General features: G+C 70.8%; 29 protein-coding genes. 19 read left to right on the top strand and 10 right to left on the bottom strand.

Annotated features, from left to right (window positions below):
- The first annotated feature begins 4 nt into the window (after positions 1-4).
- A complete protein-coding gene (locus ACH4RG_RS02630) occupies positions 5-1,279 on the top strand; it encodes a serine hydrolase domain-containing protein (protein ID WP_397918384.1) in 1,275 nt (424 codons plus the stop codon).
- A gap of 58 nt (positions 1,280-1,337) precedes the next feature.
- Here ACH4RG_RS02630 and ACH4RG_RS02625 read toward each other — a convergent pair whose 3' ends face one another.
- Positions 1,338-1,979, bottom strand: a complete 642-nt coding sequence (locus tag ACH4RG_RS02625) for a TetR family transcriptional regulator (RefSeq protein ID WP_397918385.1) — start codon at positions 1,977-1,979, stop codon at positions 1,338-1,340.
- A 112-nt stretch (positions 1,980-2,091) separates the two neighbouring features.
- Here ACH4RG_RS02625 and ACH4RG_RS02620 point away from each other — a divergent pair, with 112 nt between their 5' ends.
- From ACH4RG_RS02620 to ACH4RG_RS02575, 10 genes are all read left to right on the top strand, one after another.
- Positions 2,092-3,210 (top strand): IS701 family transposase, encoded by a 1,119-nt coding sequence (locus ACH4RG_RS02620; protein ID WP_397918386.1) that lies wholly within the window; start codon positions 2,092-2,094, stop codon positions 3,208-3,210.
- 122 nt (positions 3,211-3,332) lie between these two features.
- Positions 3,333-3,776, top strand: coding sequence for a MarR family winged helix-turn-helix transcriptional regulator (locus ACH4RG_RS02615; protein ID WP_007452970.1), 444 nt, complete (start codon positions 3,333-3,335; stop codon positions 3,774-3,776).
- A 235-nt stretch (positions 3,777-4,011) separates the two neighbouring features.
- Complete coding sequence (locus tag ACH4RG_RS02610) at positions 4,012-5,457, top strand: AMP-binding protein (RefSeq protein WP_397918387.1); 1,446 nt, start codon at positions 4,012-4,014, stop codon at positions 5,455-5,457.
- On the top strand, positions 5,457-5,717 hold the full coding sequence (locus tag ACH4RG_RS02605; protein WP_397918388.1) for an acyl carrier protein: 261 nt from the start codon (positions 5,457-5,459) through the stop codon (positions 5,715-5,717). Before ACH4RG_RS02610 ends, ACH4RG_RS02605 begins: the two co-directional genes overlap by 1 nt.
- 146 nt (positions 5,718-5,863) lie before the next feature.
- On the top strand, positions 5,864-6,238 hold the full coding sequence (locus ACH4RG_RS02600) for an ectoine synthase (RefSeq protein WP_265600325.1): 375 nt from the start codon (positions 5,864-5,866) through the stop codon (positions 6,236-6,238).
- 83 nt (positions 6,239-6,321) lie between these two features.
- Complete coding sequence (locus ACH4RG_RS02595; RefSeq protein ID WP_397918389.1) at positions 6,322-7,452, top strand: acyl-CoA dehydrogenase family protein; 1,131 nt, start codon at positions 6,322-6,324, stop codon at positions 7,450-7,452.
- A 14-nt stretch (positions 7,453-7,466) separates the two neighbouring features.
- The gene (locus tag ACH4RG_RS02590) at positions 7,467-8,213 is read left to right on the top strand and encodes a transglutaminase family protein (RefSeq protein WP_397918390.1); all 747 of its coding nucleotides are present in this window, start codon (positions 7,467-7,469) and stop codon (positions 8,211-8,213) included.
- A 106-nt stretch (positions 8,214-8,319) separates the two neighbouring features.
- Complete coding sequence (locus ACH4RG_RS02585; protein ID WP_397918391.1) at positions 8,320-9,177, top strand: maleate cis-trans isomerase; 858 nt, start codon at positions 8,320-8,322, stop codon at positions 9,175-9,177.
- Positions 9,174-9,416, top strand: a complete 243-nt coding sequence (locus ACH4RG_RS02580) for a DUF6253 family protein (RefSeq protein WP_050362454.1) — start codon at positions 9,174-9,176, stop codon at positions 9,414-9,416. The genes ACH4RG_RS02585 and ACH4RG_RS02580 overlap by 4 nt, the downstream gene beginning before the upstream one ends.
- Positions 9,417-9,471: 55 nt before the next feature.
- Positions 9,472-10,236, top strand: coding sequence for a 4'-phosphopantetheinyl transferase family protein (locus ACH4RG_RS02575; RefSeq protein ID WP_397918392.1), 765 nt, complete (start codon positions 9,472-9,474; stop codon positions 10,234-10,236).
- A 105-nt stretch (positions 10,237-10,341) separates the two neighbouring features.
- On the opposite strand, the gene ACH4RG_RS02570 is transcribed toward ACH4RG_RS02575, so the two are convergent.
- Positions 10,342-11,232, bottom strand: coding sequence for a ScbA/BarX family gamma-butyrolactone biosynthesis protein (locus ACH4RG_RS02570; RefSeq protein WP_397918393.1), 891 nt, complete (start codon positions 11,230-11,232; stop codon positions 10,342-10,344).
- 294 nt (positions 11,233-11,526) lie between these two features.
- Between ACH4RG_RS02570 and ACH4RG_RS02565 the strand changes: the two genes are divergently transcribed.
- The 3 genes from ACH4RG_RS02565 (at position 11,527) to ACH4RG_RS02555 (ending at position 13,768) form a co-directional block, all read left to right on the top strand.
- The gene (locus ACH4RG_RS02565; protein WP_397918394.1) at positions 11,527-12,156 is read left to right on the top strand and encodes a ScbR family autoregulator-binding transcription factor; all 630 of its coding nucleotides are present in this window, start codon (positions 11,527-11,529) and stop codon (positions 12,154-12,156) included.
- Between the two features lie 125 nt (positions 12,157-12,281).
- Positions 12,282-13,001 (top strand): HAD family phosphatase, encoded by a 720-nt coding sequence (locus tag ACH4RG_RS02560; protein ID WP_397918395.1) that lies wholly within the window; start codon positions 12,282-12,284, stop codon positions 12,999-13,001.
- Positions 12,998-13,768 carry an SDR family NAD(P)-dependent oxidoreductase gene (locus ACH4RG_RS02555; protein WP_397918396.1) on the top strand — a complete coding sequence of 257 codons (771 nt, stop codon included), beginning with the start codon at positions 12,998-13,000 and terminating at the stop codon, positions 13,766-13,768. The genes ACH4RG_RS02560 and ACH4RG_RS02555 overlap by 4 nt, the downstream gene beginning before the upstream one ends.
- A 70-nt stretch (positions 13,769-13,838) precedes the next feature.
- Here the strand turns inward: ACH4RG_RS02555 and ACH4RG_RS02550 are convergent, their stop codons facing one another.
- The 5 genes from ACH4RG_RS02550 to ACH4RG_RS02530 all read right to left on the bottom strand — a co-directional run bounded on the left by ACH4RG_RS02550 (position 13,839) and on the right by ACH4RG_RS02530 (position 17,227).
- On the bottom strand, positions 13,839-14,252 hold the full coding sequence (locus ACH4RG_RS02550; protein ID WP_397918397.1) for a DMT family transporter: 414 nt from the start codon (positions 14,250-14,252) through the stop codon (positions 13,839-13,841).
- 122 nt (positions 14,253-14,374) lie between these two features.
- Complete coding sequence (locus tag ACH4RG_RS02545) at positions 14,375-14,695, bottom strand: DMT family transporter (RefSeq protein WP_397918398.1); 321 nt, start codon at positions 14,693-14,695, stop codon at positions 14,375-14,377.
- Positions 14,696-14,830: 135 nt separating this feature from the next.
- A complete protein-coding gene (locus ACH4RG_RS02540; RefSeq protein WP_397918399.1) occupies positions 14,831-15,310 on the bottom strand; it encodes a nucleoside deaminase in 480 nt (159 codons plus the stop codon).
- Between the two features lie 140 nt (positions 15,311-15,450).
- The gene (locus ACH4RG_RS02535; RefSeq protein ID WP_398538998.1) at positions 15,451-16,569 is read right to left on the bottom strand and encodes a tRNA-dihydrouridine synthase; all 1,119 of its coding nucleotides are present in this window, start codon (positions 16,567-16,569) and stop codon (positions 15,451-15,453) included.
- A gap of 1 nt (position 16,570) precedes the next feature.
- The gene (locus ACH4RG_RS02530) at positions 16,571-17,227 is read right to left on the bottom strand and encodes a DsbA family protein (protein WP_398538997.1); all 657 of its coding nucleotides are present in this window, start codon (positions 17,225-17,227) and stop codon (positions 16,571-16,573) included.
- A gap of 246 nt (positions 17,228-17,473) precedes the next feature.
- Here ACH4RG_RS02530 and ACH4RG_RS02525 point away from each other — a divergent pair, with 246 nt between their 5' ends.
- Positions 17,474-18,091 carry a GNAT family N-acetyltransferase gene (locus tag ACH4RG_RS02525; protein ID WP_397927476.1) on the top strand — a complete coding sequence of 206 codons (618 nt, stop codon included), beginning with the start codon at positions 17,474-17,476 and terminating at the stop codon, positions 18,089-18,091.
- Here the strand turns inward: ACH4RG_RS02525 and ACH4RG_RS02520 are convergent.
- Positions 18,080-18,487 carry a hypothetical protein gene (locus tag ACH4RG_RS02520; RefSeq protein WP_397918403.1) on the bottom strand — a complete coding sequence of 136 codons (408 nt, stop codon included), beginning with the start codon at positions 18,485-18,487 and terminating at the stop codon, positions 18,080-18,082. The genes ACH4RG_RS02525 and ACH4RG_RS02520 overlap by 12 nt on opposite strands.
- A gap of 156 nt (positions 18,488-18,643) precedes the next feature.
- Here ACH4RG_RS02520 and ACH4RG_RS02515 point away from each other — a divergent pair, with 156 nt between their 5' ends.
- The gene (locus ACH4RG_RS02515) at positions 18,644-19,480 is read left to right on the top strand and encodes a helix-turn-helix domain-containing protein (RefSeq protein WP_398538996.1); all 837 of its coding nucleotides are present in this window, start codon (positions 18,644-18,646) and stop codon (positions 19,478-19,480) included.
- Positions 19,477-19,713, top strand: coding sequence for a DUF397 domain-containing protein (locus ACH4RG_RS02510; RefSeq protein WP_398538995.1), 237 nt, complete (start codon positions 19,477-19,479; stop codon positions 19,711-19,713). The genes ACH4RG_RS02515 and ACH4RG_RS02510 overlap by 4 nt, the downstream gene beginning before the upstream one ends.
- 90 nt (positions 19,714-19,803) lie before the next feature.
- On the opposite strand, the gene ACH4RG_RS02505 is transcribed toward ACH4RG_RS02510, so the two are convergent.
- Positions 19,804-20,184, bottom strand: a complete 381-nt coding sequence (locus ACH4RG_RS02505) for a hypothetical protein (RefSeq protein ID WP_398161925.1) — start codon at positions 20,182-20,184, stop codon at positions 19,804-19,806.
- Positions 20,185-20,324: 140 nt separating this feature from the next.
- Here ACH4RG_RS02505 and ACH4RG_RS02500 point away from each other — a divergent pair, with 140 nt between their 5' ends.
- Both ACH4RG_RS02500 and ACH4RG_RS02495 read left to right on the top strand, forming a co-directional pair.
- Positions 20,325-21,323 (top strand): transcriptional regulator, encoded by a 999-nt coding sequence (locus ACH4RG_RS02500; RefSeq protein WP_397918407.1) that lies wholly within the window; start codon positions 20,325-20,327, stop codon positions 21,321-21,323.
- 87 nt (positions 21,324-21,410) lie between these two features.
- Complete coding sequence (locus ACH4RG_RS02495) at positions 21,411-21,929, top strand: DUF1203 domain-containing protein (RefSeq protein WP_398538994.1); 519 nt, start codon at positions 21,411-21,413, stop codon at positions 21,927-21,929.
- Between the two features lie 30 nt (positions 21,930-21,959).
- On the opposite strand, the gene ACH4RG_RS02490 is transcribed toward ACH4RG_RS02495, so the two are convergent.
- Complete coding sequence (locus ACH4RG_RS02490) at positions 21,960-23,420, bottom strand: helix-turn-helix domain-containing protein (protein WP_398162362.1); 1,461 nt, start codon at positions 23,418-23,420, stop codon at positions 21,960-21,962.
- Positions 23,421-23,534 lie beyond the last annotated feature (114 nt).

The following is a 23,534-nucleotide window of genomic DNA, read 5'->3' as shown; positions in this document are numbered from 1 at the left end:
TGACATGACGACCTCTCTGGTACGGCAGGTCCTCCCGCGATCCAGACCCCGTCCGACGACGGCCGCCGTCCACGGAACCACGGCGCCCGGGTTCGCCTCCGTGCGCCATTCCTTCGAACGCGCCTGCCGGGACGCGGGGCCGGCCGGTTCCCAGGGGGCCGCGCTGGCGGTCGTACGGGACGGTGAAACGGTCGTCGACCTGTGGCACGGGACCGGGGACCCGGTCAGCGGGACTCCGTGGACCGGCGACACCCTCCAGCCGGTGCTGACGGGTTCCCACGGGATCCTGGCCACGGCGGTCCTGCTGCTCGCCGACATGGGCGCACTCGCGCTGGACCGGCCCGTCGCCGACTACTGGCCCGAGTTCGCGATGCGCGGCAAGGGCGCGGTGACGCTGCGGGACGTGCTGACGTTCACCGCCCGGCTGCCGGGCGTGGCGGCCGACCTCGACCAGCGCGATGTCGAGAACCCGCAGATGATGGCCGCGCTGCTCGAACAGGACAGCCCGGAGGGGGACCCGCGGGCGGGCGGTGTGCTGCACGGGCCGTGGACCGCCGGGTGGATCGCCGCCGAGGTGATCCGCCGGGTCGACGGCCGCGATCTCGACCTGTTCTTCCTGGAGGAGATCGCGGGGCCGCTCGGTCTCGACATCCATTTCGGGCTCGTGCCCGACCAACTGCCTTTCGCCGCCCGGATCTCGTACGACGCCGGTTTCCGCGCCCGCTTCCCGGTGCCGGAGGGCGGAAGGCACGGAGGGACGCGGCGCGGCGCGGCGGGCGACTGCGGGACGGACCTCTCCGGGCGGGTGTGGAACAACCCGGCACCGTTCCCCGCGGACGCCGGGGTGTGGAACGAGAGCCGACGGCGGTACGCGGTCATCCCCTCGCTGGGGGCGTACGCATCGGCCCGCGGGCTCGCCCGGCTCCAGGGCATCCTGGCGGCGGACGCCGTACGGGCCCCGGGCGAGGAGCCGCTGCTGTTGTCGCGCCGCACACTGGACCAGGCACGGAGCTTCTGGGCCGAGGGCCTGGATCCGCTGCTCGGCGGGGTCAGCGCGTACGGCGAGGGCGGCCTCCAACTCCTCGACGAGGGCCTCCACCCGGACGTCCGCTCCGGCGCCTTCGGCCACCAGGGTCCCGGCGGAGTCGCCTACCAGGCCTGGCCGGGGGCGGGCGTCGGCGCCGCCCTGGTCCGCAACCGGCTGACGGCGGGCCCCGGCGGGCAGGTCCTGGACGAGGTGGCGGACGCGGTGGCGAGGTCGCTGCGGACGACCGCCTGAGACCTGACGGCACGGGGGCCGGATCCCGCCTGACGGCTGGTTCCGGCCCTCGTTCCCGTCAGGTCCGCGACGTCGGCACGCCCGTCAGGTCCATCCGGCCCGTCTGCCCCGTGCTCCCCGCCTGACCGGCCCGCTCGGCGGCGAGGCCGTGCAGGACGACGTTCCAGACGGAATCCCAGACCGAGTCCCAGGCCGCCGGGTCCCGGGTCGCGCCGTGTGCGGCCATCGCGCCCTCCGCGAGATGCGCCAGCAGGGCCACCGCGTCCTCCGGGGACACTCCGGGACGCAGCCGTCGCGCCTCGTGGGCCCGGTCGAGCAGGCCGCGGAGCTCGGGGAGCCAGACCTCGGTCAACGGCGACACGTCCCCCGGGCCGTCGCGCTCCAGGCGGCGCGTGGCGCGCACGAAGGCGTCCTCGTGGGCCAGCCGGGCCAACGCACCGATCAGGGTGCGGAGTTCACGCAAGGGGTCGGGGGCGGCCGCGAGGTCTTCCAGACAGCGCTCGAAGCGGGCGCGGCCCGCCGCACGGACCTCCTCGGCCAGGGTGGTCTTGTTCCCGAAGTGAAAGGTCAGAGCGCCGATCGAGGTCGCGGCCCGCCGGCCCATCCGCTGGAGGGAGGCGCCCTCGTAACCGCGCTCGGCGAACTCGTCGGCGGCCGCTTCCAACACGGCCTGGCGCGTCCTGGCCGCCCGTTCCTGCATGCGCCTTCTCCTTGAACCTCGGCAAGTAGTCGTGCCCTGCGTAAGAAATATAACGAACATTCTCTATGTTTGTTAGTCTGCTCAGCGACGCTCACCTGGGAGGGGACCTTCAGTGACGACGACGCACGAGACGCCCGACATGGCGGCGGGCCGACCGCCGGGCGATCTGTCCCGGCTCCTGTTCGGCCACTTACACCGGTCCGACCAGCAGCGCTGGGGGCGGGTGTACCTCCAGGGGCTGCTCCGGACGGACGGAAAGAAGACGGTGCGCCGGATGGCGGCCGTCGTGACCGGCTCGGAGGCGGCGTCGACCTCGCTGCACCAGTTCGTCAACGCCAGCCCGTGGGAATGGGCCCCGGCACGCGGCGAGCTGGCCCGCTGGGCCGCCCGGTCGCTGCCGGTGCGGGCCTGGACGCTGGCGCCGGCGGTCCTGCCCAAGCGCGGCAACTGCTCGGCCGGGGTGCACCAGCGCTTCCTGCCGGAGTCGGGACGCACCGTCAACTGCCAGCTAGGACTGGGCCTCTTCCTCGACGCCGGGCAGACGCACGTCCCCGTCGACTGGCGCCTCTTCCTGCCTCCCCGGTTCACCCACGACGAAGCTGTACGCGACCGGGCGAAGATCCCCGCGACGACGGGGACCCAGCCGCTGTGGGACCACGCCCTGCGCCTGGTCCAGGAGATGACGTCATGGTCGAACGGGCGGACGGCGCCGGTGGTGGCCGACCTGACGGCCCTGTGCGACGTCGCGCCACTGGCGCGGCGACTCCAGGGCGGCGACCACGCCTTCATCCTCGCCATCCCGGGCCAGACCACTCTCGACGGCCCCGAACTGCCTCCAGGAGACAGGGAGTCGGCCCGGGGCCTGCTGCTGCGCCGGGGCGTACGGCACCCGGCGGGGGCGGGCCGGCAGGTCATCTCGCACGACACACCCGTACACGGACTCCGTCCGGACGGCGAGCGCAGCCGCGGGGCGGGCCGGCTGATGGCCGAGTGGGACGCGAGCAGCGGGCGTCCGGGCCGGATCTGGCTGACGAACATCACCGACCGCCATCCGGCCGAACTGCTGGAGCTGGCCCGTTCGCCCCAGGGGGCGCGGAGTTCGATCGAGCGCATGGGCCAGGACTTCGGACTCCTCGACTTCGAGGGCCGCTCCTACCCCGGCTGGCACCGGCACATGACGCTCGTCTCGGCCGCTTACGCGTGCAGCACCCTGGGGGGCACGAGCGACTGACTTTTTACTTGCTCCAACAACTATACAGGGGTCGGGGCCCTTTCCTGAGCACAGCCACTCCCCATTTGATTGCATGGGCATGTATCTTGTTGTTCATCGCAGTCGAGAAGGGGAGCCGTTCCATGACGATCCACAAGCAGCCGCGCGCCGCCTCCGACCAGACCATGTGGGAGGCCGTCCTCGGCCTGCACGCCTTCGTGGAGCGTCAGCTCGCGCACACCCTGCAGCGCCGCTACGGCGTCGGCCTCTCCGAGTACCGCGCCCTGGAGGCGCTCACCCAGGCCGAGAACGGCGAATGCCGCATGCAGGAGCTCGCGGACCACATCGGCCTGGGCCAGAGCTCCGTAACCCGGCTGGTGGGACGGCTGGACAGCGCCGGCTACGCCTACAAGGACAACTGCGCCGACGACAAGCGCGGCGTCTTCGCCGTCATCACCGACGAGGGCCGCAAGCACTACCAGGACGCCCGCGCCACCTACGCCGACGTCCTCAGCTCGGCCCTCAACACCGCGAGCGCCGACGACCAGCTCGCCCGCGCGGTACAGGCGCTGCGCAGCGCCGCCTGACCAGACCACGACAGACGGCGGGACACGTCCGGACGACCGGGCGTCCCGCCGTTTTTGCATGTTCGGGGTTCTTTTCCAGGACCCGGGGGGCTGTGACCTGGATCACTCTATCCACTGATTTACTTGCTTGACCATGCAAGTAGAAGGCCGTAGGTTCTCTCTCGTAGCCAGACTGCGCATCCACCTAGGGGGACCGTTGCCTTCGCTTCGCCTGTTGCAGGCACTCACCAGACACGTGCAGGAAAAGCCCGACAGCACCGCGCTCGTCTCCGCCGGCCGGCGGGTCACCTACGCGGAACTCGACCGGCTGACCCACTTCGCCGCCGCGGACCTCGACGGCGCGGGCTTCGGATCCGTCCGCGCCCTGTGCGTTCCGGCCCACAAGTCGCCGGAGACCGTCGCGCTGCTGCTGGCGGCCTGGCGTCAGGGGGTCAACACCCTGGTCCCGTCGCCCGCCCTGGGCGCCGCCGCCCTGTCCACGCTCACCGCCCAGGCCCACGGCCCGCTGTCGGCCGTCGCGGTTCCCGGCGGCGGTGTGACCCTGGCGCGGGAGGAGACCGACCCCACACTGTCGGACGGCTTCAGCGCCCCCGACCCCGAGGAGTCGCTGCTGACCCTCACCACCTCCGGGTCCACCGGCGTACCCAAGCTCGTCCCGGTCCGCACCGAGGCCTTCGACCGCTTCGGCGACTGGGCCACGACGAAGTTCGGGATCGACGCCGACACCCGCTCGCTGAGCTTCTCGCCGCTCAACTTCGACCTGGCCCTGCTCGACGTCTGGACCGTGCTGGGGGCCGGCGGCACCGTCGTCCTGGCCGACGCCGGAGCCAGCGGGGACGCCGGATATCTGCGCGAACTCACCCTGAGCAACGAGGTGACCCTGGTCCAGGGGGTTCCGCTGCTGCACCGGCTCCTGGCCGCGGACGACGCCCGCTATCCGACGGTCCGCACGGTCGTGTTCACCGGGGAGGCCGTCTCCGAGCAGGGGCTGCGGGACACGTTCGCCGCCTGCCCGGCCGCCCGCTTCCACAACGTCTTCGGCTGTACGGAGACCAACGACAGCTTCATCCAGGACATCGATCCGGCCGCGTACGCGCACCCGCTGCCCATCGGCGCCCCGATCGACGGCACCGACGCCGTGCTGCTGATCGAGGGGCCCGAAGGCACCGAGGTCCTGCGCGGGCCCGGCACCGGCGAACTGCTGGTGCACACTCCCTTCCAGACCTGCGGATATCTGGAACAGGCCCGCAACGCCCACGCGTTCATGCCCGACCCGCGCGGCGGCGGCGCCATGTTCTACCGCACCGGCGACGTCGTCCACCGCGACGCCGACGGCCGCTACTTCCTCCAGGGCCGTACCGACTTCCAGGTCAAGGTGCGCGGCGTGCGCACCAACACCCTGGAGGTCGAGACCGTCCTCGGAGCGCATCCCGACGTCGTCGAGGCCGCCGTCGTCGCCCTGCCCTGCCCCGAGGCCGGCACCCGGCTGCACGCCGAAGTGGTGCGCCGGGACGGCACTTCCCTCAGCTCACTGGGTCTGCGGGCGTACGCGGCGAAGCACCTGCCGCGGCACGCCGTGCCCAGCTCGGTGGGGCTCGCCTGCACCCCGCTGCCGAAGACCGCGACCGGCAAACCGGACCGCAACTCGATCAAGAAGACCCAACTGAACGGAGACGTTTGATGAGCACCGTCACCAACGACCCGATCCGCGCCTACATCGTCGACGAGTTCCTCGCCGGTGAGGACGCCGAGGACCTGACCGACGACTTCGACCTCATCGAGAGCACCGTCGTGAACAGCCTCGGGCTCGTCCGCCTCATCTCCTGGATATCCGAGACGTACAGCATCCCCGTCGACGACATCCCGCTGGAGCCGGCCGCCTACCGCACGCTCGCGGACATCCGCGGCTTCGTCAGCCAGGCCGCTCCGGCCGCGGTCTGACAGCCCTCCCCCCCTCCCCACGCGCTAAACCCTCCACGCCCCCCACGAACCGCGCCAGGCCTGCCCGCGCGTGCCCCTCGAACCCCCCACACGCATCGCACCAGCTGCACACACGTCCAGAAAACAACGATGACAGGAGTACTTCCATGATCGTCCGTTCTCTCTCCGACGTCCCCGCGATCGAGTGGGGCAGCGGCACCAGCCACCGCCTGCTCACCGAGGCCGACGGAATGGGCTTCACCGTCTGCGAAACGCTGGTCCGCCAGGGCACGTCGAGCGCGCTGCAGTACCTCGGCCACCTGGAGGCCTGCTACTGCATAGGCGGCTCGGGCGAGGTCGTCACCGTGGACGGCGACCACCACAAGATCACGACCGGGACCATCTACGCCCTGGACAAGAACGACGCCCACCACCTGATCGCCTCCGACGACGAGGACCTTCTCCTCGTCTCCGTCTTCAGCCCGGCGCTGCGTGGCGACGAGAAGCACTCGCTCTCCGAGGACGGCTTCTCCCGCTACTGATCCGCACAGCCGGGTGCGGGGCCGCGACGGCGCGGCCCCGCACCCGGGCCCCGGCCCCCAGCGAAAGGCAAGGCGAAACACCCATGGCAGCAGGCAAGGCCCCGGACACGTACGGCATCACAGCGCCCTACGCCGACGAGCTGAACGACGACGTCACCCACTGGGACCGGATCGGCGAGTTCCCGCACGACAAGTGGAAGCCGCTGCAACGGTCCGGCCTCTTCACCCTCCCCTTCGCCCCGGAGTACGGCGGCGCCGGCCGGACCCTCACCGAGACCATGGCGGCGCTGGAGGGCCTCGGCCACACCAGCCGGGACGCCGGCCTCAACTTCTCGGCGTCCACGCAGATCGTCAGCGTAGGCATCCCGCTCCAGGCGTTCGGCTCCGAGGAGCTGCGCGGGCGCTATCTGCCGCGTGTCACCTCCGGCGAAGCCATCACCGCGCACGCCATCACCGAACCGAGCCACGGCTCGGACGTGATGAACATCCGGACCACCGCCGTCCGCGAGGGCGACGCATACGTCCTCAACGGCGGCAAGATGTTCATCACCAACGCCCCCGTGGCCGACCTCTTCCTGCTCTACGTCCGCACCGGCAAGCCGGGCGCCTTCGGGCTGAGCACCTTCCTCGCCGAGCGCGACACCCCGGGCCTCACGGTCGGCGAGCCGCTGGAGACGATGGGGCTGCGCACCTCCCCGATCAGCGAGGTCACGCTGGAGGACGTACGGCTGCCCGTCGGCAACCGGCTGGGCAGCGAGGGCGCCGGCTTCCTGATCATGGACCACGTGATGAAGCGGGAGGTCCTCTTCTCCTTCGCCGTGAACCTCGGCGAGATGACCCACCGCCTCAAGCGCGTGGTCGAACACGCCACGACCCGGCAGCAGTTCGGCAGTGCCATCGGCAAGAACCAGGCCGTCGCCCACAAGATCGCGGACATGAGGATCGCCGTCGAGACGGCCCGCAAGTGGCTGTACGACACCGGCTCGAAGGTCGAGCAGGGCAAGGACGCCTCACTGGACGTGGCCGCCACCAAGATCGTGGTCAGCGAGGCCAACCAGCTCACCGCCCAGCACGCCATCCAGATCTTCGGCGCCCGCGGCTATCTGACCGGCACGGGCATCGAGCGCGAGCTGCGCAACGCCACCGCCGGCTCCATCTACTCCGGCACCAACGAGATCCAGCGCAACTGCATCGCCGCCCTGATGGGCCTGTGACGAGAGGCATCCGCATGACCGACACCCTGGCACCCACCCAGTCCGAGCAGCAGACCGCCGACGCCGCGGCCGCGCAGCCGGGCGCCGACGACCTCACCCGCCTCACGGCGGCCACCGACTTCCTCGACCACGAGCACGCGAGCGTCAGAGCCTTCGTCGACAAGGCCCTGGACGGGACCGACCGCGAGACCGCCTCCCAGGTCGACCTCGCCGTCGCCCTCTACTACGCGGTGCGCGACGGCATCCACTACGAGGTCTACGGCGCCGACCTGTCGCCCGAGGGCCTCCGGGCGTCCAGCATCATCGCCGGCGGCAAGGGCTTCTGCCTGCACAAGTCCGTCCTGTACGCCGCCTGCTGCCGCGCCGTGGGCATCCCCGCGCGGCTGCACTACAGCGACGTCCGCAACCACCTCGCCTCCGACCGGCTGCGCTCCTACATCGGCGGCGACGTCTTCTTCCACGGCCTGGCCACCGTGTATCTCGAAGGCCGCTGGCTCCAGGTGACCCCGGTCTTCAACAAGCTCCTGTGCCGGCTGTACGGCATGACCCCTCTGGAGTTCGACGGCCGTTCCGACAGCCTCTACCACCCTTTCGACGCGCAGGGGCGGCAGAGCATGGAGTTCCTCACCGACCACGGCGACTTCGACGACGTCCCGTACGCGTTCGTGATGGCCACGATGCGCCGCAAGCACCCGAAGTTCCTGGACGAGGACGGCACCGGCACCGTCAGCGGCGGCTCACTCGCCGACGAAGCGGCCTGATCCGCGCCCCCGCCCGCAACGGCACAGCGCACACGACAGGCACAGCCGACACCACAGCAGCCACAGCAGCCACAACAGAAGAACGGCAGAAGAGGAGAAGCACCCCATGACGCAGTTCCAGGCCCGCGAGGACGGCTGGGGCGCGGTCGCCCGCGTCGGCGTCGTCGTTCCGCACGCGGACGTCGGGCCGGAGTCCGAGCTTCAGGCGATGGCGCCGAGCGATGTCTTCATCCACGGTTCACGCGTCCACTTCGGCGCGATGCGCCCCGGTGGGGAGATGGACCCGAAGATCCCGCACGACCCGGTGCGCGCCTTCATCGACCCGCCCTTCATCGACGACGCCGTCGAGCTGCTCGCCGCCTCCCCGCTGGACTCCATCGCCCTGGGATTCACCAGCTCCGCCTACGTCCTGGGCGCCGACGGCGAGCAGAAGCTGTTCGAGCGGCTGGCCGAGCGGACCCGCGGCATTCCGCTCACCGGCACGACGCACGCCGCCGCGGCCGGCTTCCACGCCCTGGGCGCCGAGCGGATCGCCCTCGTCAACCCGCCCTGGTTCGACGACGAGTTGTCGGCGCTGGGCGCGTCGTACTTCGGCGAGCGGGGGTTCGACGTGGTCCACCACGCCCCCTGCGGCCTGCCCAGCAACCAGAAGCTGATCACCCCGGAGGCGCTGGTGAAGTGGATCGAGACCACCGTCGCACCGCAGCGGCCGCAGGCGGTGCTCGTCGCCGGCAACGGCATCCGCGCCGTCGGCACCATCGCGGGCCTGGAGGAGCGGCTCGGGTTCCCCGTGCTCACCGCGAACCAGGTGCTGTTCTGGCACGCGCTGCACGCCGCGGGCGGAAGCGAGGCGGCCTCGCGGATCACCGACTACGGAGCCCTGTTCGGCGTCCGCCCCGAGGGTGCGGCCGGGAGCGCGGCCCCGACCGCGGCCATGGGGGCGGCCATGGGGGCGGCCCGATGAGCCTGCTGCCCGCGTACGGCTACCAAGCCGCCGTGCAGGAGACCTGCGACACGCCGGAGTACCACCTCCCACTCGTGTGCTGGCACGACGACGGGACGGGTGTGCGCGGCATGGTGCTGTACCGCGGAGCGCTCCGCCCGGCGGAGCAGGTGCCGGGGTTCCGGCGCTATCTCGCCTCCGAGGACCTGGAGCAGTACGCCACGACCGGCCCGTGGCCGCTGCTCGCCGCAACCGCCTGATCCGACCCGTGGCGGGGGCCGGCCGGGTCCCCGCCGCATCAGGAGCCGTATCGACATGACACACGACCTCAAGTGGTCCGACGCGCCTCCGGGAGAAGTCCTCGATCCGGTCGGCGTCTGGATCGTCCGGGCCCCGGCCGGACAGCTCCTCACGCCCGGCGAGGACCCGCCCGACTGGCTGGACGAGAAGGAACGGAGCCGACTGGCCTCGATACCGCAGCAGACGGGCCGGGATGCCTACGCCTTCGCCCACTGGGCGTTGCGGAGCGTTCTCGGATCCTCGCTCGGGTGCTCCCCCAGGAACGTCGGCTTCCTGCGGCAGCCGTGCCCCGGCTGCGGCGGGGCGCACGGTAGACCGGCCATCCGCGACCCGGACCCCTACGGCGAGCCACCGGAGTTCTCGATGTCGCACAGCGGGGACCACGTCGCCATCGCGGTCGCCGAGGCCACCATCGGCATCGACATCGAGTCCTGGCCGACCCCGGAGTCCGTCGCCGGGTACCTGCCGTTCCTCCATCCGAAGGAACAGCAGTGGTTGGGCGGTCGCCCGGAAGACGAACTCGTCCGGGACTTCGCCCGCCTGTGGACCCGCAAGGAGGCCATGGCCAAGGCGACGGGGCAGGGCATGGCCGCCGTCATGAACCGGCTGGATCTCACCGGCCAGCCGCTCGGCTGGCGGGTGCGGCAGCTGCTCGCGCCTCCCGGGTACGAGGCCAGCTTCGCGGTCCCGGCCTCGGTGCACGTCGCGGTCACGGTGCACGAGGAGCTTCCGGAGCCGATGCCGGTGCCGGAGCCGGTGCCGGTGCCGGTGCCGGGCTGACGACCGCCGGCGGGCGGCCGGTATCCCCTCACGGAAGGGGTACCGGCAGCCCGCCGCGTCGCGTGGTGCGGACGCACACGCCACGCCCCACAGACCGGACATGCCCTACAGGCCGGTCGGCCCCTGGACGGTCACCTCGGAGGTGAAGACGCGGACGCCGTGCTGCTCGACCGACACGTGTACGCGGCTGCGGCCGGTGCCGTCGGGAACGGGATCGCCGACCACGACGACGGCGGGGGCGTCGAGTTCGACGTACCGCGCGAAGTCCGTGCGCATCCCGGTGACGGTCGACGCGCCGTCGCCGGCGGCGTGCGCGGCCTGCCGGGCGGCTTCGAGGAGAAGCATCCCGGGCACGTGATCGACGGCGTGGTCGAACAGCACCGGATGCCCGGGGTCCACCCGTAACATCCAGCGGCCCGGCCCCATGCCCGGAGCCGGTGAGAGCACCACGTCGGCCGGGGAGTCCCGGTCCACCCGGTGCGGCTCCACGGGCGGGCCCGCCGGGAGGCAGGCGGCGATCGCCTGCTCGGTGTCCGCGTAACTCCCTCGCAGCCGCCGGTATATGGCCGCGGGCTGGTTGTTGAAGCGGGTGAGCGCGGTGCCCATCAGCCGCTCCCCCAGGTGGATGTCGACGCGCATCGTCATACCGGCGAACCTGGTGCCGCGGCGGACCACGTCCGGGCAGGACACCGCGAGGCGCACCTCTTCCTCGACGGTGGTCACCAGCGACGCCGACGGCTCCACCGTGAAGCTGAACTCCTCCCACGCCTGCTTGTACTCCCGCGGGACGTCGTGCACGGCGTGGGACAGCAGGGGGACGGTCTGGCGCACGCTCTCGGCGATCAGCATCGGGTCGTACGAGCCCCCCGACGGACGGTAGAAGGCGTGCCCCCGCGGCCAGCGCGCGGTGACTTCATAGCGTCCCGGCTCCGGCTCGGCCCACGACGTGAGCAGGACTTCCTCTCTCCGAAGTTTGTGCACCTGCCACTGGTGCACCTGCCGCCGCTGGACTGGTCTCGCCTCACGGTTCCGAACGGAAACAGACAACTTGGCCCCCCAAGATCGGTTGATTGAGCGAGCGACTACGCAGAGGCGTCCGACGCCAACTCCGTGTGCCCGGCTCAAAAAATAATGTTTCTTTTTTTTTGACACGTCAAGGGGGGCGATCGAGGAAAACTCACTTGGGGCGATTTGTTGCTTTACGCAACTCAAGCGTACCGAAACGGACTTGCCCGAACCGCTGTTCACTCAGATAACATAAGGAGCATTCTTTTTGGGAAGGTGAGAGGCATGGCACTGAAGCAAGAGCGGGCAGAACAGACCCGTCGAGCACTCCTGCTCGCAGCGGCGGAGGTCTTCGACGAGTACGGGTACGCGGGGGCCAGCATCACGCGCATCCTCAAGCGCGCCGGAGTGACGGCGGGGGCGCTCTACTTCCACTTCGGCTCCAAGGAGGACCTGGCCAGGGCGGTGATGAACAGCCAGCCGGACACCCTCGTCCCGCTGATCGCCGCCAGCGGACTGCAGCGGCTCATCGACCTCACCCTGGTGTGGTCGTGGCAGTTGCAGCGCGACCCGCTGCTCCGGGCCGGCGTGCGACTGACGAACGAGCAGTCCTCCATCGGCGACTCCCTCAACTCCGACCCGTACGAGAAGTTCCGCGGGATCATGAGCTCTTGTCTCGACGAGGCCCGGGAGCGCGGCGAGTTGCAGCCGGGGATCGAATCGATCGTGGTCGCGGAGTTCGTGATCTCCGCCTGTACCGGGATGCAGATGTACTCCAACGTCGTCAGCGGTCGCAGGGACCTCCCCGAGCGCACCCAGCAGATGTGGAACCTGCTACTCCCGGGCATCGCGGTCCCGGCCGTGATCGCCCGCGCCGAAGCGGCCCCGGCCCGGGGCGCCGCGATGATGCCCTGACCGCCGGACCGCCCGCGCGCCCTGCCCAGTCCCGCCCTGCTCTGCCCTGACCTGACCTGACCGCCCTGGCTGTTGTGCCTGCTCTGCCTGTACCGAACGTCCACGACGATCATCTACGGAGCCGCATGATCTCCCTGCGCCTGGCCGCCCTGAACATCGACGGTGTCCTGCTCAACGACACCTTCAGCCCGGTGATCCACCACTTCATCGTCAGCAGAGGCGGTACGTACTCCGCCGAGTTGGAGCGATCGATCTTCTCCCAGCCGCAGCACATCGCCGGCCGGCTGCTGGCGGCCGCCGTGGGCGGCGGCATGACGGGTGAGGAGGCGCTCGCCGCGTACTTCGAGGACCGCGCCGCCCACCTCGACCGCCACCCGGTCACGATCACGCCGGGCGCGCGTGACCTGCTCCTGCGACTGCGGCGCGCGGGCCTGCGCACGGTCTGCTACGGGGGTCTGGGCAAGGACCACTTCGACCGCCATCTGGGAGGCTACGCGGACCTGTTCGACGGGCCCGGCTACGTCTGCACGAACGACATCCGCCCCGGCCTCAAGGAGATATCCGAGGACGTGTTCGGGCTCCGCCCCGGCGAGTCCCTCTTCGTGGACGACGTCGCCCGGGTCGCCGAGGTGGCCCGCGAACTCGGCACCGCCTTCGTCGGCCGTCCCTCCTCCTTCGTCCACAGCCACCAGCGCGCTCTGATGCGGGAGGCGGGCGTACGCCACGTGATCAGCGGTCTCGACGCGCTCGACGACGAGCTGCTGCACCGGATCGACCGGGAGATGAGCTCGGAGACGTTCTGGAGATCGCCTCTGTCCGCGGCCGGCCCGGCCCGGTGCGCGTGACGCCGGGTGGGCACCTGCTGCAAGGGAAGGTGGCGCTGATCACCGGCGCCTCCAGCGGCATCGGCGCCGCGGCGGCCCGGCACTTCGCCGACGAGGGGGCCGCCGTCGTACTCGTGGCCCGCAGGGCCCGGCTGGTCGAGGAGGTGGCCGAGCGCATAAGGAAGGACGGCGGCCGGGCGGTGGCCGTGCCGGGCGACGTCACTCTCCAGGCGGACATGGAGGAGGCCGTGGCCTTGGCGGTCGCCCGGTTCGGCAGGCTCGACTGCGCGTTCAACAACGCCGGTTACGTCAGCGCCGGGACCGTCCTGCACGAACTCCCCGACGACGTCTTCGACCGCACCATGGACGTGAACGTGCGCGGCGTGTGGAACTGTCTGCGCGCCCAGATACCCGCCATGCTGCCGGGCGGGGCCGGTTCCGTCGTCAACACCTCAAGCGTCGCGGGCGTGCGCGCCACCTCCGCGTCCGCGCCCTACGTGGCCGCGAAGCACGCGGTCATCGGGCTGACCAGGGCGGCGGCCGCCGAGTACGGCGAGCACGGCATCCGCGTCAACGCGCTCGTGGTGGGCAGCACCGACACGGAGATGATGGACGGCGTCCTGGCGGCCGGCCCCTCCGCGAGCGCCGGCTTCGGCGGCAAGGCGATCCAGCAGCGCCTCGCCGACCCGACCGAGATCGCCCGCGCCGCAGCCTGGCTCTGCTCCGACGCCTCGTCCTTCACCACCGGATCCGCCCTCGCGGTGGACGGCGGCAGAACGGCGAAGTGACGCCGCAGGCGCCCGCGGCCCCCTCGTGAAGGGGCGGCGGGCGCCTGCGGCATACCGGCGGGGGGGGACGTCAGACCTGGACCGCACTGGGCCGGTCCGCGATCTGCTCGGAGCGGGGCGCGGGGGCCGCCTCGGGCTTCGTGCGGTCGGCGAGCTTCAGCCAGATGACCCCGACGATGATGACGGCCAGCCAGATGCCCTTGGCCAGGGTGAGGGTCTCGTCGAAGAAGAGCGGGCCGAGAACCGCGGCTCCGACCGCGCCGATCCCCGCCCAGACGGCGTAGCCGATGCTCACGTCGATCGTGCGGAGGGCGAGACTCAGTGCGTAGAGCGTCAGCAGGAAGAACACCACCGCGACCAGGGACCAGGTCAGAACGGTGAAGCCCTCGCTGCCGCCGACGGCGAGCGCGTAACCGATCTCGAAGACTCCGGCGAGCAGGAGCGAGAGCCAGGCGTTGGTGGAGCTCTTGGCTTCGTTGGACATGGGAGGTGAGTCCTCTCTCAGGGAAGGCGTCAGATGGTTGCGGGGTGCGCGGGGCGCGCGATGCGTACGGCGCGTACAGGGCCGGGAGTCTGGCTCCGGGCTCCGGGCTCAGGCCCCAGGCCTCAGGCAGAGCCGCTCAGCTGGAGGCCGACGACGCCACCGATGACGAGGAGAATGCCGATCGCCTTGTTCGCGTTCAGACGCTGACCGAAGAACAGCGCTCCGAGGATGGTGATACCGACGCCCGCGACAGACGTCCACAGGGCGTAGCCCACGCCGACGTCGAAGGTCAGCAGCGCCTTGCTGAGGAAGAAGGTCGCGGCGGCGCCGCTGGCCAGCGTGATGCCGGTCCACTTGCGGTTCTTGAAGCCCTCGGCCTTTCCGGCGGCGATGGCGACCAAGATCTCGAAGGCGACGGCGATGGCGAGGTAGAGCCAGTGCATGGGAGGTCCTTCCGTGCGGTGAATGAACGGGATGACGGGCCTTGCGGATGAACGGGAAGTGCGGGTGAGCGGGAAGTGCGGGTGAGTGGAGTCATCGGCGCCGGGCGGCGATGCCGCGCGGTGGAGGTCCGGTGGCTAGCGCGGGGAGCGACTTCTGGTGAGGAAGTCCTGGAACGGCTGCTCGGCCTCGGGGAGTTGCAGCGCGGTGACCTCGATGGGCCACTTCTCCGGGTCCTCGGCGAAGACGGCGTACGAGCTCGTGTAGTCGAAGCCGTACCGGGCGGCGGTCCTGCGGTCCGCGGCGTGCACGATGTGACCGATGCCGGCGAACCGGGCCGCCAGATAGCACAGGGCGCAGGGCTCTCCGGAGGCGAACAGGGTGGCGCCGGCCACGGCGTGGATCCCGTACTTGGCAGCGGCTTCCCTGAGGGCGACGACCTCGGCGTGGGCGGTCGGGTCATTGTCCTCGCGGACCCGGTTGAAGCCCGTCCCCAGAATCCGCCCACTGCCCACGACCAAGCCGGAGAAGGGGATACCGCCCTGCGCGACGTGCTCGCGGCTGATCCGGACCGCCTCGTGGGCGTAGCCCAGCAGTTCGCTTTCGTGTGTACCCATCAGCAGTTCGTCTCCCGAGTTGCCCTGCGTCGATCATGACGTTCGCCCATTTGCCTGCACATGCAAGCGAATGGTTTCCATAATGCTCCGCCGGTAACTTGCCCTGCGGGAACTAATCTTGCATGTGCATGTAACCACTGTCAAGCGTGCGCGTGCGCACGGGCGTTGTCCAGGGTCGCCAGCGGCTCCAGCAGCCGGGGGTCGAACGCGGCCTGGACCGTCCCCGCGGCCACCCTGCGCGGCAGGTCGGGGTTGGCCAGCGCGCCCGTGCCGACGGCCAGGACGTCGGCGTGCCCCTCGTCCAGCACGCGCCGCGCCACGGCCTCCTGGTGCAGCCCGCCGTTGGCGATCACAGGAAGTCCGGTGACCGACCGGGCGAGCGCGGGCAGCGTCCGCCCTTCCGGGAACCAGTCCCGGCCGCTTCCCGCGAGATGCAGATAGTCGGCCCCGGCCGCGGCGGCCGCCGTGAAGACCGCTTCCGCTTCGGCGTCCCCACCCGGCCACCGCCAGGCGGGATCGTTGATCTTCCCCTGTGAGAACCGGACGCCGACCGGGAACCCGGGCCCGGCCGCGGCTCTGACCGCGGCCGTCACCTCCCGCACGAGCCGGAGGCGTTCCCCGACTCCCCCGCCGTACTCGTCGGTGCGCAGATTGGTGTGCGGGGTCAGGAACTGGTCGAGCAGATAGCCGTTGGCGGCGTGGATCTCCACCCCGTCGAAGCCGACGCCGCGGGCGCGGACCGCGGCGGCGGCGAAGCCGTCGACGGCTTCGGCGATCTGTCGGCGGGTCATCTCCATCGGCACGGGCCAAGGGCCGTCACCCCGGTACTTGGCCAGTTGTCCGCCCAGCGGCCGTACCGCCGAGGGGCCGGCGGCCCGGTCGCGGAACCGGTTGCCCTGCGAAACGGCCCCGGCGTGCATCAGCTGGAGGACGACCCGCGCGCCGGCGGCATGCGCCCTCTCGACGACAGGCCGCCAGGCGGCGGCCTGCGCCTCGTCCGTGATGCCCGGCTGGTGCAGGTAGCCCTGGCTGAAGGCCCGGTCGGTGTAGGTCCCTTCGGTGATCAGGAGCCCGAAGCCGCCCTCGGCGTACGCCGTGTAGTACGCGGCCATATCCTGGGTGGCCCGGCCGTCCTCGGTCGCGGAGACCCGGGTCATGGGGGCGACGGCGTATCTGTTGCACAGCTCCAGCCCCGCGAACCGGCAGGCTTTGAGCGCGGGATGGACGGCGGGGTGCCGGGCGGGACGCGTGGCGGGCATCTCAGCAGCTCCCGTCGATGCCGCAGGAGGCGCCGTACACGTCGCCCTCCGCCTGCTGTGCCTGGGCGTCCAGGATCGCCTTGCGCAACTGGGCCGGGCGTGGAACTCCCTCGATCCGGGTGTCGCCGACGAGCATGGTGGGAACGGACTGCACCCGGTGGGCCGCCGCCTCCCGCAGGGCCTCCTGGTGCCGCGCGCGATAGGTGCCGTCCGCCAGTGCGGCCCGGAAACCGGCCTCGTCCAGGCCGACCTCGCCGGCCAGGGCGACGAGGACGTCGATCTCTCCCAGGTCCTGGTTCTCCTGGAAGAAGGCGCGGAACATCCGCTGGTTGTAGGCGGTCCCCAGGCCGTGCTCGGCCGCGTACTGATAGCCCTCGAAGGCGAGAGCCGTGTACGGCTGGGGAGAGACGGCGGGGAGCGTGATGTCGACGCCCAGCCGACGGGCCATGGGGTAGACGGCCCGTTCCCAGATGCTGGGCAGGTACTCGTCCTCCGGACGCAGGGTGGGCTGGGGGTGGGGGCGCAGCTCGAAGGGCATCCACTCGACGTCCACCTCGACACCGACGTCCTTGATGGCCTCTTCGAGCGGACCTTCGGCCAGCATGCAGAAGGGGCAGACGTAGTCGGACCAGATCTTGATCTTCACGGGTTCAGCCATGCGCCGACCTCCAGGTCATTGATCGCGCAAGCAACAACATCCCCCGACAGCGCGGCAGGAGTTGACGGACGACCAGAAGGTTGCACGATCATGCACTTTTGTGTCAAGCCTCCCCGCCGTCGGTGAGATGGGGAACCCGCAGAGCCGACCGGAACCGGCCAGAAGCGGCACAAGCGGCATCGGCGCCGGGAGTGGAGGGAGCGGAACCACTTGCGGGAGCGCTCCCGCACCTGCAAGATCCCGCGCATGACTTCTCCGTCGCCCGTGCTGCGCCCGTACCGCCCCGAGGACCGCGAGGCCCTCTTCGACATCTGCGTACGCACGGGGCACGAGGGCGGGGACGCCCGCCACCTCTACCCGGACCCGGACCTGCTGCCGAACATCTTCGCCGCGCCCTACGCCGCCCTGGAGCCGGAGTTGGCGTTCGTGGTCGAGGACGGCGGGCGTGCGGTCGGGTACATCCTCGGTACGGCGGACACCGCGTCCTTCGTCGACCGCTATCGCGCCGAATGGCTCCCCGGCCTCGCCGAGCGCCACCCGGCCCCCGTACACGAACCCGCGACCCCCACCGAGCGGATGACCGCCCTGATGCACGACCCCGAGCGCATGATCGTGCCGGAGCTGGCCGACTATCCGGCCCACCTGCACATCGACCTGCTCCCGGGCCATCAGAGGTCCGGGCACGGGCGACGGCTCATGGGCGCCTTTCTGGGCGCCCTGCACGAACAGGGCGTCAAGGCAGTCCACTTGGGGGTGCTCACCGTCAACGCCCGGGCCCGCGCCTTCTACGACCGCGTCGGCTTCCACGGGATCGCGGTTCCGGACGCGGGACCCGTGACGTACCTGGGTCGCTCAACTCAGTAACGAGTAAGCCGCGTTGAACAGAATCAACGTGTGCACGAACCTTCCCGCGCGCGTGGGCGGGTACCGCCACGCCAGCGGCCAGGTGTCACCCCCCAGAGCGGGTACGGGGACGTAACTGATCCGTCCCGTGGCCCCGTTGAACGTCGTCACCACGCGCGGCCACGGCCGCCCGGCCGTCGAGCCCGCCGGCACGAGGAAGTACACCCCGCGCCGCCCGTTCGACTCGGTGACGACGGGCCCCGGTTCACCACCGACCAACTCCTCCATCAGGTCGGCCAGCCGCCGCCCGTCGTCGCCGTCCACGCGGACGGCGTCGAATTGCACGCCCGCCTTGCGCAGGTGAAATCCGGAGTCCGGAATCCACTCGTCCCTCAGCCCACCATTGAGTGCGTTCACGAGACGATTGTGACCCCGATCACCTAGCGTTCTCCGTACCTGCCGAGGTGCGTCGTACAGCCGTTGACCTGCTCGAACTTCTGTGAAGTGGGGTGGAATTCAACGACTTCGAGTAATGACCGGTTGAGTTCGGTTGAGTCGAAAAGAGATCGCGTAATGGCGAGTGCTGAGAACAAGCAGACCGCGAGCCCGATGGCCCTCATGGTGGCGGAAGTGGCCCGGACGATGCGTATCCAGCGGGGGTGGACACAGGAACAGCTCGGCCTGGAGCTGGGCTACTCGGCAGCGGCCGTGAGCGCCATGGAGACGTGCGCGCAGCCCGCGAGCGACGCGATGCTGGTCGAGCTGGGACGGGTGTTCGGCAACGGGGCCGCCATGTTCGAGAGCGCGCGGCGGTACATGCGGATGGAGAGGTATCCGCTCCAGTTCCAGGACTACGCGCTGCTGGAGCAAGCGGCGCTGAGCCTTCAGCTGTTCGCGACGAACGTCATCCACGGGCTGTTCCAGACGGAGGCGTACGCGCGTGCGCTGATCGGCGGCTCATATCCGCCGCTCTCCGACCAGCGCGTGGAGGAGCTGGTCCAGCTGCGGATGGAACGCAAGGCCCTCTTCGACCGGGAGCCCCTCCCGATGATCGAGATCATCATCGACGAGGCCGCCCTGCGCCGGGTCATCGGCAGCGAGGAGATCATGCGGGAGCAGCTCCTCCACCTCGTGGAGTGTGCCCGCCGCCGCAATGTCACGCTGCTGGTGCTGCCGCTGGACTCCGGTAAGTACGGGGAGTACGCCGGTGATCGCGGCGAGATCAACCTGCTGGAGACGCCGACGCATGAGCATCTCGTCTACCTGGAGCCACAGGACGAGAGCCTGCTCATCAGCGACCCCACAAAGGTAAGCACGTATGCCCAGCGCTATGCGAAGATCCGGTCACAGGCCCTGGGTCCTCGTGAATCGCTGGACCTCATCAAGCGGTTGGCAGGAGTAGTGGAATGAGCAGCACCCTCCGATGGTTCACGTCGAGCTACAGCAGCGGCAGCGGCGGCAACTGCATCGAGGTCGCCTACGACTGGCACAAGTCCTCCTACAGCAGCTCCAGCCGCGGCGACTGCATCGAGGTGGCCACCTGCCCCCACGCCGTCCACATCCGTGACTCCAAGGTGCCCGAAGGTCCCGCCTTCGCCGTCGCGCCGGACGCCTGGTCCGCGTTCCTCAGCTGGACGGGTTGACAGCCCGGCACCACCGCCCCGGCGGCCTGCCTCCTGGCGTGCATCACCCCCACGCCAGGAGGCAGGCCGCTTACGGAATGCGCGACTCCGTCACGGAGCCAGCTTCACGGAGTTGATCGGCGTGAAGTCGTAGTCGTAGTACGTGCCGGCCGCCTGGTTGCCCCCGCAGCCGGTGCCGTTGGAGCCCGTGCACCGGTACGCCTTGGCACCGCCGGTCTGGTTGTTGAACCAGCGCTTCATGCCGATCTGGTCGTAGATCCTGTGGGTCCCGTACGAGTAGAACGCGTGGCTCGGCCGGTCGCCGTTCCAGCTCGCGTTGGGATACAGACAGACCGCCCCGGACGGGCAGCCGTGGATCGAGGCTGCCGCCTCCACCGCGGTGGCCGATCCGCCCAACGTGAGTACGGCGCCGGTGGCGAGCGCCGTGGCGGCCATCGATGTCCTCTTGATGGTTCTCTGAAACTGCCGCATGCGCGTTTTCCCCCATCTGGTCGGTCTTGGGTTCTGCATCGCTCCTTTAGGAGCTTCTCCACCGATGATGAAGAAGCCCGTGCAGACGGGGCCAAGGGTTTTCATCGCACGGCAAACGGATGTATTCATTCGGGGGATCCATGGAACTCCGTATCCATTTCACAGCAGACGACCTGACACGCATCACGGTGGCTCCCCGACCCGACCCCATGTGGGAACTGGTCACCAGCCTGCACGCACTCCAGGCCCCGCGCCCCGCCCCCGACCACGCGCCGTGGCTGGAGCACGTCCGCGGACGGCTGGCCAGAAGCGATCTGAGAGAGCCGATCCGCCTGCTCACCACGCTGGTGCCGGCCCGGGGGAAATTCCCCGACTTTCTGACCCCACCCCACAGAGGCGGAATGGAGATAGCCCGTGACCTGATTATCGCCACGCCGACGGAACGCGTGCGCGCCGATCTGGCCGCATGCTGCACGCAGCGGAAGCCGCCCGACCGGCTCCGGCGGCTCGCGGAAGGTGACCGCGCTGCCCGGCAGGAGCTCGACACCGCCCTTACCGTCTACTTCAGCGAACTCCTCGCCCCACAACGGCAACTGATCGACGACGCGGTGCACAACCACCGCGCGCACCACAGCCGGGATCTGCTGGAAGGGGGCGCCGAACGGCTCCTGAGCACACTGTCGCCCTGCATCCGCTGGGAGCCGCCGACGCTGGTCGCCGACTATCCGCGCGACGGCGACCTCCACCTGCGCGGCCGCGGTATCGCGCTGATCCCGTCCTTCTTCTGCACGGGACGTCCCATCACGCTCATCGACCCCGGCCTCCCACCGGTTCTGGTCTACCCCGCGAGCCGTCGCTCCGACTGCGCGGGCAGCCTCGACGGCCTCGACGGCCTGCCCGAACTTCTGGGCCGCACCAGGGCCATGGCCCTGTGCGCTCTGTCCTCACCGTGCTCGACGGGGGAGCTGGCCGTGCGGATCGGTGTGTCGATCGCGAGCGCGAGCAAGCACGCGTCGGTGCTGCGCAAGGCGCGGCTCGTCACCAGTACGCGCAGGGGCTGCGAGGTTGTGCACGCACTGACCCCGCTCGGGCGTGAGGTGGCGCAGGGGCGGCGGCGCGGCTCGTGGTGCGCCGAGTGACGACCGCCGGTCTTCCGCGTGGGCGCGCACCAACGCGACGTCCGTTTTCTGCCAGCGACCGCCCGTGCGCCGCTTCAGCATGGGCTCATGACCACCTACACCGTGCTCCCTGTCGACCCGGCCGTCCTGAAGGAACTGCGGGTCCTCGACGACGCGGGCCGCCCCTGCGCCCCGTACGTCGCGACCGGCGACGACGCGGGCTCCCCGCTGCGCTGCTGCCTGCGCCCCATCACGCTCGGCGAGCGGATAGCCCTTGTCTCTTACGCCCCTCTGCGCCGCTGGTCCGCCCTGAGCGGCGCAGACCCGGGTGCCTACGACGAACAGGGTCCGGTCTTCATCCATGCCGACGACTGCGGCGGGTTCACCCCTGGCGAGGGCTACCCCTTCGCCCGCCCGGGGGCCCTGCGTACCGTGCGCCGCTACGACGCCCGGGGCCACATCGCGGGCGGCCGCCTCCTGGAGATCCCGGCCGACGCCACGGCCGGCTTCGACGCGGCCTTCGACGACGCCTTCAACGATCCGGACGTGGTGCTCGTACACGTCAGGGCACTGGAGTACGGATGTTTCCACTTCGAGGTGCGACGGCCCGCCGCCGGAGAGCAGTGAGTCGGCCGCGGGCATAAGCCGGGACCTCCCTCAGGCCGCCGCACCCAGGTCCCGGGCCCTGAGCGCCAGCCACAGGTCGTAGCGGGCGCTCGGAGGCCGGAGCAGGGAGCGCTGGAGGACCGTTTCGAGCCGGGTGAGGCGTTTGCGGGTGCCGGGCACGCTGATGCCCAGCTCGGCGGCGGCCGGGCCCAGGCGGCCCTCGCAGCGCAGCCAGGTGCGCAGGGTCTCCTCGGCCCCGACGACGGGGGCCAGTTGCTGGTCGGCCCAGTGCCGTACGGCGGGGCGGCGCAGGATCTCGTCGAGCGTCCGCGCCGCCTCTCGCGTACCGGACCCGGTGAGGGCGTACGCGGCGGGGTCGGGGGTGCACGCCGGGGCGGGGGTGGCGCGGACGCGCAGCGCCAGGTCGAGGGCGGCCTGGTCGGCGAGCCGGTGCAGGTCGAGGCCGAGCAGCTCGCCGATGAGCCGCAGCCGGGCGGCCAGGGTGTTGCGGTGGACCTTGAGGTGGTCGGTCGCGTGCGACGAGAACGCCAGCCAGGAGCCGGCCGTGGCTGCCAGCTCCTGGGCCCCCGGGTCCTGCGCGCGGCGCGGCACATGGGTCAGGAGCGGGGTCAGCAGGCCGTGCGCCCACTGTCGTCCCGCCGGTCCGACGACGAGCGCGGGATCCGGCGAGTGGCCGAACCGGGCGTGCCGGGACGGTAGTTCGCGGGCGACGGCCAGGGCGTGGAAGGCCTGGCGGTAACCGGTCGCGGTGTCGGCCAGCGGCACGGGTTCGCTGACGCCCACGACGCAGTCGTCGACCTGGGCGGCGACGGCCTCGTCGGTCGGGACGGCCCCCTCCTCCGGCTGCTCCGCGGGCATCACCAGGATGAGGTGGCGGGCGTAGACGGGGCATCGCACGATCCAGGACCGGGCGCCGTCCGCGTCCGCGCAGACCCGGGCCACCTCGTCACGGCCGTCGCCCGAGCACTCGACGACGCACACCCGTACCGGATCGGGCAGCCGGGGGCGCAGCGCACCGGCGACCTGCTGGGCGATGGAGAGCTGGCCCGTCATCAGCAGGTGCAACACCGCCTCGCGGCCCCGGGACTCGGCGAGGCCGACCCGGCGGCGCTTGCGCTCCAGGGTCTCGGCCTGCCGGCACAGGGAGAGCGGCAGGACCACGTCGGCCAGCAGCGTGGCGAGCCCGGCGGCCACGGGCCGGGGGGTGACGACGGCGAGCACGGGGGCCTCGCGGTCGTCGGCGCTCAGGGGGAACAGCAGGGCGGTGTGCGCGCCGGTGTCGAGGGAGTACGCCCGGGCCGCGCGCTCCGTGAGGGCGCTCGCGCCCTCGGCGACGAGCCCCGCGATGTCGGGGACCACCGCCCGTGCCGTACGGGCCGCCGCGTGCAGCACCGTCCCGTCCTGGCCGACGAGCCCGGCCCAGCCGCCGGCCCGCCCAGCCAGCCAGCGCAGCAGCTCGGCGGTTCCGCCGGTGCGGGCCAGCCGGTGCATCAGCAGAAGGTCGTCCGCACGCTCCCGTGCTCGCACCTGTTTCCCCGTCCCCGCCCTCGACACGGCCATGGCGCCGGTGGACCGCCCCGCACGACTGACTGTGCGGACCGATAC

Source organism: Streptomyces sp. NPDC021019, assembly GCF_044333295.1.
GTDB lineage: Bacteria > Actinomycetota > Actinomycetes > Streptomycetales > Streptomycetaceae > Streptomyces.
The sequence above is the reverse complement of the archived record's forward strand: the minus strand, read 5'-3'. Positions and strand labels throughout refer to the sequence as shown.